Source organism: Limimaricola sp. AA108-03 (assembly GCF_050847355.1).
Lineage (GTDB): Bacteria > Pseudomonadota > Alphaproteobacteria > Rhodobacterales > Rhodobacteraceae > Limimaricola.
In genome coordinates this window covers 76,578-89,232 of the sequence record NZ_CP193762.1, presented here as the reverse complement: position 1 = coordinate 89,232, position 12,655 = coordinate 76,578, and the positions used below count along the sequence as shown (strand labels likewise).

12 protein-coding genes and 2 pseudogenes are annotated in these 12,655 nt (G+C 64.0%); 10 read left to right on the top strand and 4 right to left on the bottom strand.

What is annotated here, in order from left to right:
• Nucleotides 1-18: 18 nt before the first annotated feature.
• From ACRAQ3_RS20965 to ACRAQ3_RS20935, 7 genes and pseudogenes are all read left to right on the top strand, one after another.
• Nucleotides 19-610 (top strand): annotated as a pseudogene (locus ACRAQ3_RS20965) (IS5 family transposase); the annotation flags it as partial.
• Nucleotides 611-886: 276 nt separating this feature from the next.
• Complete coding sequence (gene pcaC / locus ACRAQ3_RS20960; RefSeq protein WP_322338228.1) at nucleotides 887-1,264, top strand: 4-carboxymuconolactone decarboxylase; 378 nt, start codon at nucleotides 887-889, stop codon at nucleotides 1,262-1,264.
• Nucleotides 1,261-2,040, top strand: coding sequence for a protocatechuate 3,4-dioxygenase subunit beta (gene pcaH / locus ACRAQ3_RS20955; RefSeq protein WP_322338229.1), 780 nt, complete (start codon nucleotides 1,261-1,263; stop codon nucleotides 2,038-2,040). Before pcaC ends, pcaH begins: the two co-directional genes overlap by 4 nt.
• Nucleotides 2,040-2,642 carry a protocatechuate 3,4-dioxygenase subunit alpha gene (pcaG, locus tag ACRAQ3_RS20950; RefSeq protein WP_322338230.1) on the top strand — a complete coding sequence of 201 codons (603 nt, stop codon included), beginning with the start codon at nucleotides 2,040-2,042 and terminating at the stop codon, nucleotides 2,640-2,642. The genes pcaH and pcaG overlap by 1 nt, the downstream gene beginning before the upstream one ends.
• Nucleotides 2,643-2,652: 10 nt before the next feature.
• Nucleotides 2,653-3,495, top strand: a complete 843-nt coding sequence (locus ACRAQ3_RS20945) for a 3-keto-5-aminohexanoate cleavage protein (protein ID WP_432257171.1) — start codon at nucleotides 2,653-2,655, stop codon at nucleotides 3,493-3,495.
• Nucleotides 3,492-4,280 (top strand): 3-oxoadipate enol-lactonase, encoded by a 789-nt coding sequence (pcaD, locus tag ACRAQ3_RS20940; protein WP_322338232.1) that lies wholly within the window; start codon nucleotides 3,492-3,494, stop codon nucleotides 4,278-4,280. The genes ACRAQ3_RS20945 and pcaD overlap by 4 nt, the downstream gene beginning before the upstream one ends.
• Nucleotides 4,277-5,344: a 3-carboxy-cis,cis-muconate cycloisomerase gene (locus ACRAQ3_RS20935; protein ID WP_322338233.1), complete on the top strand. Its 1,068-nt coding sequence runs from the start codon at nucleotides 4,277-4,279 to the stop codon at nucleotides 5,342-5,344. The genes pcaD and ACRAQ3_RS20935 overlap by 4 nt, the downstream gene beginning before the upstream one ends.
• Here the strand turns inward: ACRAQ3_RS20935 and ACRAQ3_RS20930 are convergent.
• Nucleotides 5,324-6,085 (bottom strand): IclR family transcriptional regulator domain-containing protein, encoded by a 762-nt coding sequence (locus ACRAQ3_RS20930; protein ID WP_322338234.1) that lies wholly within the window; start codon nucleotides 6,083-6,085, stop codon nucleotides 5,324-5,326. The two genes, ACRAQ3_RS20935 and ACRAQ3_RS20930, sit on opposite strands and share 21 nt — an antisense overlap.
• A 130-nt stretch (nucleotides 6,086-6,215) precedes the next feature.
• Between ACRAQ3_RS20930 and ACRAQ3_RS20925 the strand changes: the two genes are divergently transcribed.
• From ACRAQ3_RS20925 to pcaF, 3 genes and pseudogenes are all read left to right on the top strand, one after another.
• Complete coding sequence (locus ACRAQ3_RS20925) at nucleotides 6,216-6,923, top strand: 3-oxoacid CoA-transferase subunit A (protein ID WP_432257170.1); 708 nt, start codon at nucleotides 6,216-6,218, stop codon at nucleotides 6,921-6,923.
• Nucleotides 6,920-7,601, top strand: a pseudogene (locus ACRAQ3_RS20920) (3-oxoacid CoA-transferase subunit B). Before ACRAQ3_RS20925 ends, ACRAQ3_RS20920 begins: the two are co-directional and overlap by 4 nt.
• A gap of 1 nt (nucleotide 7,602) precedes the next feature.
• Complete coding sequence (gene pcaF, locus ACRAQ3_RS20915; RefSeq protein WP_322338236.1) at nucleotides 7,603-8,799, top strand: 3-oxoadipyl-CoA thiolase; 1,197 nt, start codon at nucleotides 7,603-7,605, stop codon at nucleotides 8,797-8,799.
• Between the two features lie 134 nt (nucleotides 8,800-8,933).
• Here the strand turns inward: pcaF and ACRAQ3_RS20910 are convergent, their stop codons facing one another.
• The 3 genes from ACRAQ3_RS20910 to ACRAQ3_RS20900 all read right to left on the bottom strand — a co-directional run bounded on the left by ACRAQ3_RS20910 (nucleotide 8,934) and on the right by ACRAQ3_RS20900 (nucleotide 12,650).
• The gene (locus tag ACRAQ3_RS20910) at nucleotides 8,934-9,926 is read right to left on the bottom strand and encodes an IS30 family transposase (protein ID WP_322338237.1); all 993 of its coding nucleotides are present in this window, start codon (nucleotides 9,924-9,926) and stop codon (nucleotides 8,934-8,936) included.
• Between the two features lie 343 nt (nucleotides 9,927-10,269).
• Nucleotides 10,270-11,598, bottom strand: a complete 1,329-nt coding sequence (locus ACRAQ3_RS20905) for a hypothetical protein (RefSeq protein WP_322338238.1) — start codon at nucleotides 11,596-11,598, stop codon at nucleotides 10,270-10,272.
• 227 nt (nucleotides 11,599-11,825) lie between these two features.
• Complete coding sequence (locus ACRAQ3_RS20900; protein ID WP_322338239.1) at nucleotides 11,826-12,650, bottom strand: hypothetical protein; 825 nt, start codon at nucleotides 12,648-12,650, stop codon at nucleotides 11,826-11,828.
• Nucleotides 12,651-12,655: the final 5 nt, after the last annotated feature.

Here is a 12,655-nt window from a genome sequence, read left to right as displayed (position 1 = left end):
CCAGCCCAGATGAGACAGCCCTTGAACCTGCTTGCAGACGGCACCGGCATCAAGTTTCGTGGGGATGGCGAATGGCAGCCCCGCAAGCATGGCCCGTCACGTCGGAGGCAATGGCGTAAGGTCCACATTGCCATGAACGCGGGCACCGGGGATGTGCGCGCGTTCGAGTTTAACCTCGATCCGTCAAGGCGATAGCCCTCTGCTGCCGGACCTGCTGACGCAGATCCCGCCGGAGGAGACGATCGGTACGGTCACCGCAGACGGCGCTTACGATACACGACGATGCCATGGCTCGATCATCGACCGAGGCGCCGACGCGGGCATACCGATCTGCCGTAATGGCCGTGCCTGAAAAGATGACTGTCCCGCTGCTACCGCGCGAAACGCGATCCTGCGGGCGACCCGGCATCTAGAGCGAACTCTCTGGAAGAAGTGGACCGGCTATCACGTCCGAAGTCGGGTCGAGGCTGTGATGAACTGCCTGAAGCTTTGCGGCGAGAGGATCATGTCACGAGACCCGGACCACCAAACCGCCGAAATCCAGATCCGCATCGCCATCATGAACCGCTGCTCGGCCCTCGGCAGGGCCGAGATCGAGGGCGTCCGCTGAAGAAATGCGGTAAAGGGAACAGTCATGCTCGAGGCTGATTTGCGCAACATCGCCGTCGCCATGCTTTCTATTTAGGAAGACCATGAAAAATTAACTTTTCATCCATGTCTAACTTAGATACCGAAGTAAGTAAGTGGGGAGCAGGCATAAGCGCTTCAATATAGACTTTTCATAGAAGGATCGTCGCCGTCGCGGCGCTGTTATGCCTACTGGATCGCCCTCATCACACAGGTCGAGAAGTATATCGACCTGCCATACTAGATAGGGAGGAACGCGATGACCGAGATGAGAGAGAAGGGCATGGCAACGCGCCGCCGGGTGCTGGGCGATGCACATGTTGACCGCGCTGAGGCGGCCAAGACCGAGTTCGACGCGCCGTTCCAGGCGATGATCACCGACGCGGCGTGGGGCCATGTCTGGAGCCGCGACACGATCAGCGACCGCGAGCGCTCGATGTTGACCATCGCGCTGCTGGCGGGCTTGGGCAATGACCACGAGCTGGCGATGCATGTCCGCGCCACCGCCAATACCGGCGCGAGCCGCGAGGACGTGCTCGAGGCGCTCTTGCATGTCGCGATCTATGCGGGCGTGCCGCGCGCCAACCACGCGATCGCCATCGCAAAGAAGACCTTCGATGAGATGGAGGCGGCATGAGCGCGTTCCAGCAGAAACAGGCCGTGACCCAGACGCCGGGCGGCCATGTCGCCCCCGGCGGCGGTCTCTATGCCCGCGACCGCGCCTGGCACCCGGCGGCGCTGACCCCGGCCTACAAGACCTCGGTGGCGCGCTCGCCTTCGCGCGCGCCGATCTCATTCCCGACGACGGTGAGCGAGGAGACCGGTCCGGTATTCACCCGCGACCTGCTCGGGTCGCTCGATGCCGACCTGATCCACAACTATGCCAAGTCGCCCGAGGGCGCGATCGGGCCGCGGATCGTGGTGCAGGGGCGCGTTCTCGACGAGGACGGACGCGGCGTGCCGCATTCGCTGGTCGAGGTCTGGCAGGCTAATGCCGGCGGGCGCTACCGCCACAAGAAGGAGGGCTATCTCGCCCCGCTGGACCCAGATTTCGGCGGCTGCGGGCGCTGCATCACCGACGAATTCGGCAACTACGAGTTCCGCACCATCCAGCCCGGCCCATACCCGTGGCCCAACGGGCCGAACGACTGGCGCCCGGCGCATATACATTTCTCGGTCTTCGGGCAGAGCTGGGGCCAACGGCTGATCACCCAGATGTATTTCGAGGGCGATCCGATGATCTGGCACTGCCCGATCGTCGGCACCATTCCCTCGCGCGAGGGGATCGAGAGCCTCGTTGCCCGCCTAGATATGGCCGCGACGATCCCGATGGACGCGCGGGTCTATCGCTTCGACATCGTGCTCAGGGGGCGGCGGCAGACCCTGTTCGAGAACCGCATGGAGGGGCTGTAATGCAGCGGATCGAGCGGCTGAAGGAAAGCCCGAGCCAGACGGCGGGGCCCTATGTGCATATCGGCGCGCTGCCGAATTTCGCAGACATCGAGGGGGTTTACGCGCAAGACCTCGGCCATCGGATGATCCTGGGCGACGCTCGGGGCGAACGGATCACCCTGCGCGGCACGGTCTATGACGGCACCGGCGCGGCATTGAAGGACGCGATGGTCGAGATCTGGCAGGCCGACACCTCCGGCAAATATGCCGGGCAGGACGGCACCGATCCCGCCTTTACCGGCTGGGGCCGGCAGGCGGGCGACATGGAGAGCGGCGAGTTCGCCTTCGAGACTCTGAAGCCCGGCCCGGTGCCGTTCCGCGACGGGCGGCTCATGGCGCCGCACATCTCGGTCTGGATCGTGGCGCGCGGCATCAATCTCGGGCTGCAGACCCGGATCTACTTCGCCGATGAGCAGGAGGCCAACGCCGCCGACCCGATCCTGTCGCGGATTGAGCACCGCGACCGGATCGGCACGCTGATGGCCCAGCCCGAAGGCGACGGCACCTATCGCTTCGACATCCGTCTTCAGGGCGAGGAAGAGACGATCTTCTTCGACATCTGAGGAACCTTGCATGTCCGATCCTTGCATCATCTGCGTCGCGATCACCGGCTCCCTGCCGACCAAGGAGAACAATCCGGCGGTGCCGATCAGCATCGACGAACAGGTCGAGAGCACGCAGGAGGCTTTCGAGGCGGGTGCGACCATCGCGCATTGCCACGTGCGCGACGACGAGGGCAGACCGACTTCGGACCCCGAGCGTTTCGCACGGCTCAAGGAGGGGATCGAGAGGCATTGCCCCGGCATGATCGTGCAGCTCTCGACCGGCGGCCGCTCGGGCGCCGGGCAGGCGCGCGGCGGCATGCTGTCGCTGGCACCCGACATGGCCTCGCTCTCGGTGGGCTCGAACAACTTCCCGACGCGGGTCTACGAGAACCCGCCGGATCTGGTCGACTGGCTGGCGTCGGAGATGGTGAAGCATCGCATCAAGCCCGAGATCGAAGCCTGTGACCTCAGCCACATCGTGCAGGCCACCCGCATGGCGCAAGATGGGCGGATCGCGGGTCCGCTCTACGTGCAGTTCGTAATGGGGGTGAAGAACGCCATGCCGGTCGACGAGCCGATCTTCGACTTCTACATCGAGACATTGAAGCGGCTCGCGCCCGACGCGCAGTGGTGCGCCGCCGGGATCGGCGCGGCGCAGCTCACGATCAACGAATGGGCCATCTCCAAGGGCGGGCATACCCGCACCGGCCTCGAGGACAACGTCCGGCTCGACCGTGACACGCTCGCGCCCTCGAACGCGGCGCTGGTGAAGCGCGCCGTCGATCTCTGCGAAAAATACGAGCGGCCCGTCGCGACATGGCGGCAGGCGCGCGAGATGCTGGGACTGCGGATGCCGGAGGGCGTGGCATGAGTGGGCTGCGTTTTGCCGCGCCGAACGGCACTGTTCTGCACCACGTGATCCGCGAGGGCCAGGGACGGCCGGTGGTGTTCGCCAACTCGCTCGGCACCGACCTGCGGATTTGGCAGGCGGTGGTGGCCGGGCTCGACCCTGACACCCCGATCCTCCTGTGGGACAAGCGCGGCCACGGGCTGTCCGAGGAGGGCGAGACCGACATGGCAGGGCATGCTGCCGATCTCGCCGGGCTGATGGATTTGCACGGGCTCTCGGGTGCGCTGGTTTGCGGCGTGTCGGTGGGCGGCATGATCGCGCAGGCCCTAGCGGCGGACCGCCCCGATCTGGTGGCGCGGCTGATCCTGTCGAACACCGGCCATCGGATCGGCGACAACGCCAGCTGGAACGCGCGGATCGACACGGTCGAGCGCGAGGGCATCGCCGCGATGTCCGAGGCCATTCTTGAACGCTGGCTCTCGCCGGGCTACCGCGCCGCGCAGCCCGAGATGCTGGCAGGCTGGCGGATGATGCTGACCCGAACCCCGGCCTCGGGCTATGCGGCGGTCTGCCGGGCGATCCGTGACGCCGACCTCACCGAGGCGGCGCGTAGTATCAACGTGCCGACGCTCTGCCTCGCGGGCAGCGACGACGGCGCGACCCCGCCCGAACTGGTCGAGGCCCTCGCCGCGCTGGTGCCGGGGGCCGAGTATCGCTGCCTCGACGGGGCGGGGCATCTGCCCTGCATCGAGCGGCCCGACGAGGTCGCGGCGATGATCCGCGAGATGCTGGACCGGGTCGGGTGAGCGGTGTCTTCGACCATCCCTGGCTGTCGGGGCTGTTCGGCGATCCGCAGGCGGCACGGATCTGGAGCGCCGAGGCCGATCTGACGCGGATGATCGCCTTCGAGGCGGCCTATTCTCGCGCCCTGGGTGCCGCCGGGCTGGCCGATGCGGCGATGGCCGAGCGCGCGGCGCGGGCGATCGAGGCGGCGCGGATCGACATGGATGCCATGCGCGACGGCACCGCGCGCGACGGGCTGCCGGTCCCGGCGCTGGTCGCGCAGCTCAAGCGGGCGGCGGGCGAGGATGCGGGCGCGGTGCATCGCGGCGCCACTTCGCAGGACGTGATCGACAGCGCGCTGGCCTGCGCGCTGCGCGACACCGGCGAGCTGCTCCGCGACCGGATCGGCATCTTGCGCACCGCGCTCGAGGCATTGCGCGTCCGCTTCGGCGACCGCGCACTGATGGGGCGGACGCGGATGCAGGCGGCGCTGCCAATCTCGGTGGCCGACCGGATCGAGACCTGGGCGCGGCCGCTCGATGACCATCTCGACCGGCTGGAGCGGATCATGCCGCTGGTGACGCGGCTGCAACTCGGTGGGCCGGTCGGCACACGTGCCGATCTGAGCGGGCAGGGCGCGGCCGTGGCGGAGCGCGTGGCGGCGGCGCTAGGGCTGGCGCCCGCGCCGCAATGGCACGCCCGACGCGACGGCGTGGCCGAATTCGCGGGGCTGATGTCGCTGATCTCGGGGGGCTTGGGCAAGATGGGGCAGGATCTGTGCCTGATGGCCCAGCAGACCCCTCGCGAGGTGACACTGTCAGGCGCGGGGGGCTCCTCGGCGATGGCGCACAAGCAGAACCCGGTCGCGGCCGAGCTGCTGGTCACGCTGGCGCGCTACAACGCCACCCAGCTGTCGGCGATGCATCAGGCACTGGTCCACGAACAGGAACGCTCGGGCGCTGCCTGGCAGCTCGAATGGATGGTGCTGCCGCAGATGGCGCAGGCGACAGGTCGCGCGCTCGCCGCCGCCGCCGCGCTGTGCGACGCGGTCGAGCAAATCGGCCCTTCAAGCGAGAACGCGCTTTAGACCCGCCTGGACCCGACGCATCTCGGGCAGGTAGGTCTCGGCCAGCGTCTCGGCGCGCTCCTGGGTCGCGGCCATGCCGAGATTGAGCGCGGCGAGGGTCTGCCCGCGCGCATTGATCAGCGGCACCGCAATCGAGCGCAGGCCCAGCTCGACCTCCTGGTCGATGATCGCGTAGCCGTCGGCGCGTGCTGCCGACACCCGCGCCATGATTGCCTCCGGATCGGTCAGGCTGAGCGGTGTTCGCGGCGCGAGGTCGCTGCGCTCGATCAGGGCGCGGGCCTCGGCCTCGGGGAGGGCCGCCAGCAGCACCCGACCGAGCGAAGTGCAATGCGCCGGCAGCCTTGAGCCGGGCATCAGCCCGATCGACATCACCCGCCGCTGCGCCGCGCGGGCGAGATAGACGATCTCAGTGTCGTCGCTGATCGCCACCGAGGCCGACTGTCCGACCCGCTCCGACAGCTGGTCGAGCCAAGGCTGCACCAATTGCGCCAAGGGCAGCGTCGCCAGCGCCGACATGCCGAGCCGCAGCACCCGTGGCATCAGGGTGAAATACTTGCCGTCATGGGTGGCGTAGCCCCCGGCGACAAGCGTCAGCAGACAACGCCGTGCAGTGGCACGGTCGAGGCCGGTGCGCGCCGCCGCCTCGGCCACCGAGAGCCGCGGATGCGCCGCGTCGAATGCCTCGATCACCCTGAGGCCCTTGGCGAATGAGGCGATGATATCGGGGGTCTTGTTCGGCATGCGCACAGGATTGGCCTTAGTCCGAACAAATGTCGAGATGCGAACGACTTCTCTTATCCCTCGGATCAACAGCCTCGTAGGAGGAAGACCACAGGGCCGCGCGGGTGCGGCGTCTCAAGGGGGTCGAGGAATGGATAAGACATGGGACTGCCCCGCCGCCGCGGTGGCCGACATCCCCGACGGGGCGAGCGTGATGATCGGTGGCTTCGGCGGCTCGGGCGCGCCGATCGAACTGATCCACGCGCTGATCGATCGCGGCCCGCGCGATCTGACGGTGATCAACAACAATGCCGGCAACGGCCGGATCGGCATCGCCGCGATGATCGACGCCGGCATGGTGCGCAAGATCATCTGCTCCTTTCCGAAGTCCAAGGATCCCCGCGCCTTCACCGAGGCCTATCTCGCTGGCCGGATCGAACTGGAGCTGGTGCCGCAGGGCACCCTGGCCGAACGGATCCGCGCGGGCGGTGCGGGCATTCCCGCCTTCTACACGCCGACCTCCTTCGGCACGGAGCTGGCGGCGGGCAAACCCACCGCGGAGTTCGAGGGGCGCGGCTACGTGCAGGAGCGCTGGCTCAAGGCCGACTACGCGCTGGTCAAGGCCGAGACCGCCGATCGGCACGGCAACCTCGTCTATCGCAAGGCTGGCCGCAATTTCGGCCCGCTGATGTGCATGGCTGCCGCCACCACGATCGTGCAGGCGACCCGCATCGTGGAGCCCGGCGCGATCGATCCCGAGCATGTCGTGACCCCGGGGCTCTTCGTCGACCGGGTGATCGCGGTGCCGGATGCGCGCCAGGAAGAGGATCTCAACATCGAGGGGGCGGTCTACGCATGAGCGACATCGCGAACATCAAGCTGTCCAACGCGCAGATCGCCTGGCGCGGGGCGCAGGACATCGAGGACGGCGCTTATGTCAATCTCGGCATCGGCTTCCCCGAGATGGTGGCGCGCTACCAGGTCGCGGGGCGCAAGGCGATCTACCACCGAGAACGGCATCCTCGATTTCGGCCCCGCGCCGGCGCCGGGGCAGGAGGACTGGGACCTGATCAACGCCGGCAAGAAGGCGGTCACGCTCAATCCCGGCGCGGCGTTCTTCCACCATGCCGACAGCTTTGCCATGGTGCGCGGCGGCCATCTCGACGTGGCCATCCTCGGTGCCTTCGAGGTGGCCGAGAACGGCGATCTCGCGAATTGGAGCGTCGGCAAGGGCGGCGTGCCCGCGGTCGGCGGCGCGATGGATCTCGTGCATGGCGCCAAGCGCGTCGCGGTGATCACCGACCACGTCACCAAGACCGGCGCGCCCAAGCTGGTCGAGCGCTGTTCGCTGCCGCTGACCGGCGTGGGCTGTGTCACGCGGGTCTACACCTCGCTGGCGGTGGTGGATATCGAGGGGGGCCGCTTCGTGCTGCGCGAGAAGCTCGCCGCGATCTCGCTGGGCGATCTACAGGCCGTGACCGGCGCGACGCTCAATCTCGACGGCCCGGTGGCCGACCTTATCGTTCCGGAGCTCTGACATGACCGACGCCTACATCTGTGACTACATTCGCACCCCCATCGGCCGCTATGGCGGCGCTCTGGCCGGGGTCCGTGCCGACGATCTGGGGGCGATCCCGCTGCGCGCGCTGATGGCGCGCAATGCGGGTGTCGATTGGGAAGCCGTCGACGAGGTGATCTATGGCTGTGCCAACCAGGCGGGCGAGGACAACCGCAACGTCGCGCGCATGTCGGCCCTGCTCGCCGGTCTGCCGGTGACGGTGCCGGGCACCACGATGAACCGGCTCTGCGGCTCGGGCATGGACGCGGTGATCACCGCCGCGCGCGCTATCCGTGCTGGCGAGGCAGAGCTGATCGTCGCCGGCGGGGTCGAGAGCATGTCCCGCGCGCCCTTCGTGATGGGCAAGGCCGAAACCGCCTTCTCGCGTTCGGCCGAGATATTCGACACGACCATCGGCTGGCGCTTCGTGAACCCGCTGATGAAGGCGCAATACGGCGTCGACTCTATGCCCGAGACCGCCGAGAACGTGGCCGAGGATTTCGCCATTTCGCGCGAGGATCAGGACGCCTTCGCGCTGCGCAGCCAGGTCAAGGCCGCCGAGGCCATCGCCTCGGGGCGGCTGGCGCGGGAGATCACCCCGGTGGAGATCCCGCAGCGCAAGGGCGATCCGAAGATCGTCGACACCGACGAGCATCCCCGCGCCACCTCGCTCGAGGCGCTGGCCAAGCTGCGCGCTCCGTTCCGCGAGGGCGGCTCGGTGACGGCGGGCAACGCCTCGGGCGTCAATGACGGAGCGGCGGCGCTCATTATCGCTTCCGCCGAGGCGGCGAAGAAGCACGGGCTGACCCCGATCGCGCGCATCCTCGGCGGTGCGACGGCGGGCGTCGCGCCGCGCATCATGGGCTTCGGACCCGCGCCCGCTTCGAAGAAGCTGATGGCGCGGCTCGGGCTGACGCCGGGCGACTTCGCGGTGATCGAGCTGAACGAGGCCTTCGCGAGCCAAGGGCTCGCCACGCTGCGTGATCTCAGCATCGCCGATGACGACGCGCGGGTGAACCGCAATGGCGGCGCCATCGCGCTCGGCCATCCGCTGGGCATGTCGGGTGCACGGATCACCGGCACCGCCGCGCTCGATCTGAATTCGGGCGAGAAGTCGCTCTCGACCATGTGTATCGGTGTGGGTCAGGGCATCGCCGTGGCGCTCGAGGGGGTCTGACGGACCGGTGTGGGCTCACGCTGAAGCGCAATTTTCACTGGCCCACTGGAATGCGCCCCTGAGGCTGGACAGGGTGGCCCTAAGATATTGACCGGTTGAGGGTTTGTGAATTCAATGCTGGTTGCGACACGGGTTCAGGACCGGTCGAGTTGGCGGAGTTCCTCTGCGAAGGCCTCGGCGGGTGTCCAGTACCCGAGGCAGCGTCTCGGGGTGGCGTTCAGTTGCGCGCTGATCTCGACCATCGCGTGGTCCGACAGTGCGGCGATGGCCGTATCGCGCGGCAGATAGCGCCGGGCGCGCTTGTTCAGGTTCTCGACCGAGCCTTTCTGCCATGGCGCCTGCGGGTCGCAAAACCACGCCTCGGTGCCCATTCCCGTTCTCAGATCACGCCAGCGGTTGAACTCAAGCCCACGGTCGAAAGTGATCGAGCGCCGTGCGGACAGGGGCGACAGCAGGGCGATCAGGCGGTTCATCAAGTGCTTGGAGCTGCGGTCGTTGTTGCGGAACAGGACGGCATAGCGGGTCTTGCGCTCCACCAGCGAGGCGACGTTGGCCTTGCCCAACTCCTTGCGAAAGATCATCAAATCGCCTTCCCAGTCGCCGAACCCACTGCGGTCGTTGACGTGATCCGGCCGGTTCTGGATCGCGCGTTCCAATGGGAAGACGAGACTTCGGGGTCGACGGGCATAACGGGGTTTGCGCTGGCGGCGACGCTCGGGCAGGTGACGCGCCAGGCCCTGGCTCCGACCATCCTGCGAGTAGACGAAGGCGTAGATCGTTTCATGGCAGATGGTGCTGCGATGCTCTTCGAAGCGGAGCCGCCCGGCGATCTGTTCTGGCGACCAACCGGCTTTCAAGCGATCGATGACGGCCTCGCGCAGGGCCGTCATCCGGATCAGTTTGCGACGCCTGTGGCGACGCTCGGCAGCCCGTTTCTGGGCCAGCATGCCGTAGTAGCCGCTGAGCTGGGGCAGCTCGCTGTCTTCGAACCGATTGCGCTGGATCTCGCGGTAGATCGTCGAGCGATGGCGGGACAATCTCGCCGCAATGTTTGCGACGGACATCTTCGCCTGTAGAAGGTCTTCGAGCAGACGCCGTTCTCGTAGATCCAGCTCGCGGTGGGCCATCTTCCAAACTCCTGTGTTTGCGACAGGATAGAGCGTTTGTCGCAACCCAATTCTTAAAAAGTGCCCCGCTACACACAACCTATGCGTGTAATGCTCATTATGTAATAATTTAGGTTTTCCTAGAGGGAAGCGTACGCTGTCGAACTTAACTGGCCGAATGCAGCCCAAAGCCGTCGTTGGTCTCGTCCCCTACCGCTGCAGCGTAGCAAGCCCAAAGCTGCCGCAAGTGGCAGTCGCCGTGTAGTCCGTAGCGCGAACATGCCAGAACAATAGGCGGGCTGCCCTACTGATCATCTCTGAATTTGCGCTGTTGAAAGATCAGCCCCGCCCCAAATTATAAGGTCTAAGATTTGATTTCAGACTTACCTTGCTCCTGCTGAGCGGCATAATTACCGGCCGCCCAGGCTTTGCGGACGAGCCAGTCTTCCGCTAGGAAGAATTCGCCACCAAGCGCCCTTGCATTTTCATCTACCAAACGCTTCTTCATTGCGTCTTCCCCTGCAATAGCGACCGCAGCATTTGTATAAGGCGCTTCATCCGGTATCGTTGAGGGAAACAGAACTGACCATTCATACGAGCCAAAGGGATAGGCGCTTTGGATCTGGTTCCTGCGCGCAAGCGGACTTTTCGAGAAGCCGACTTTGATGATCGAATGTTCCTCGACGTCGGAGGCAGGGCATCCCAAATACGCTGCAATATCCCCCTGCAACTCAAGAATGTAGAGAAATTTCGGCCCATCAGTCTCGCCAACCGTATAAGGCGCGGAAGGTGGCGGAACAGCACGACTAGGTAAGAGCGCGCTCTCAAGGGTTTGGATCGTCAGATCGGCAACTTCGGTGCTACCGTAGACATGCACTTCATGAACGTCTAATTGCAGCAGCTTTTCAGCTTCGTCGGCCCCGATTTTGACGCCGCTCGCGCCGATAAATTCAGGATGTGCGCTACCGTAAGCCTCGGGAAAGATATCCTCCACGCGCTTCCAGTCTTCGGGGACGATACTCCAAGCGCGAGTGGCTTTGACGGCATGTAGCCATTTACCCTTGGAAGCGGGGTCAAGCTCTTTCTTCCGCCAGCGATCACCCGAGATATAGTTCTGGGCATGGCCTATCTCGTGAGAAAGTTCCAGCACACCAACAACTTTGCCACGCATTTCCTCGGGACCTTTGCCCTTGGTTACATAGATGGCAACCAGCGAACCTGGCCGTGATTGTGTAAGGAAACGGGTCCGCTTGGCCTCATCTGCAAAGCCGATGCACCCCCATTGTGAAGGATCAAACCCCCAAAACGAAGTTAGCCAGACTTCGCGGCCATCGGGAAGCTTAGTCGGGTCCGGCTGAAGCTCTGGCACGCTGGCCCAATCAAAGGCAAAAACCTCTTGCTGGGTAGACTCGATGTCAATGTTACCGAGGACGTTGCGGATGTACTCCATCGCGTCTTCATGGGGATACCGCTCTCCCTTCCTGACAAGAACTGTCGTCAGAGGCGGCAGTTTTTTCTCAGCAAGATAGTGAAGAATAACTTCGAGATGGGTACCCAAGCCGCGGCCGTTCGGATGGTTCCAACCGACCGCTTCCCCGACTTGTTGATATGTCGTTCGCTGCTTAAGCGCTGCTTTGGCGGCTAGAAAACGAGTGATCTCAAATTGCAATGAATCTAGATGCTTAACTTCCATACATCGCTTCCGTCCTCTAATATGGCTACTATAGGTGGATGGCAAACCTTTCCAAGAGGATTTGCTCGCGGCGGCATACTGCCACGAACCGCCCAAACCGGTCATTCGTGACAGACGCAGCGGCGGTGACTCACAGCCCTAAGCTGACATTGGACTAAACCGAAGCCTAGTCGGACTGCACTCAAGACTTCATAATTATAAATGTGCCGCCTGCATTTGAAGTCAGATCATAGACCAAACTCATCTCGAACGCCCTCAAGGCATTTTTTTCTTGTGATATTTGTTCGACCGCTTCTGCTTACTAACTCTTCTCTGCTGTGGAAGTTCGCCCAAACCATACTGAATAGCCTGTCTTCTCTTGTAGGATCCCAGTCGGTGCGAGCTCGCCATACTACTGCCCAGCGTCGACACATTTCGAAGAAGAGCTCTCGATTAAATGTCGTCACTAACGTTGCAACAACCGAAGCTATATCCTGAAGCTGCGCATATCCAATTACGAGCTTTTGCTGCCCGCCTGATCGGGCAATTTGAAGCTGCAGCGCGTTCTTTCCCGGAACGACGCCCCCATTATGTACGACTGCGTGTCTAATATGGCATACCCGGTCAAACTCCTCCAAAGGTGTAGCGAACTTTGCATCTTTCAGGTCAAAGCCAATGAACTCCTTGGAGGCCTTCCTGAGCTCCTTCGCAGATGCAAAGGAGAAATGCTCAAAGACGCTTCTGCTATATCCGGACGTCCCGTGCCACAAAACCCCACCAAGCTGCACATTCTTTTCTGCAGAGCACCCCTGGGCGGTCGGGCAAATCTCGATTACATCTGACAGGATGGAGCGAAAATATCCCTCAGCAGCGGAAACGATTGATAGCACGAGTAGCCTGCCGATAAAGTCATTAGATTCGGTTTGCGCCGGAGTTCCGTACTGTAAGGTCGCTCGCAACTCCCGCAAAAAGCAATCTATCGGAGCTTCATTTTTGATTTGCTGTAGCGATTTTGTAATGTCACCGAGTCGAACGCTTGATGGGGCTTCGTTTGCAAAATCTTCAATATTCATTACAG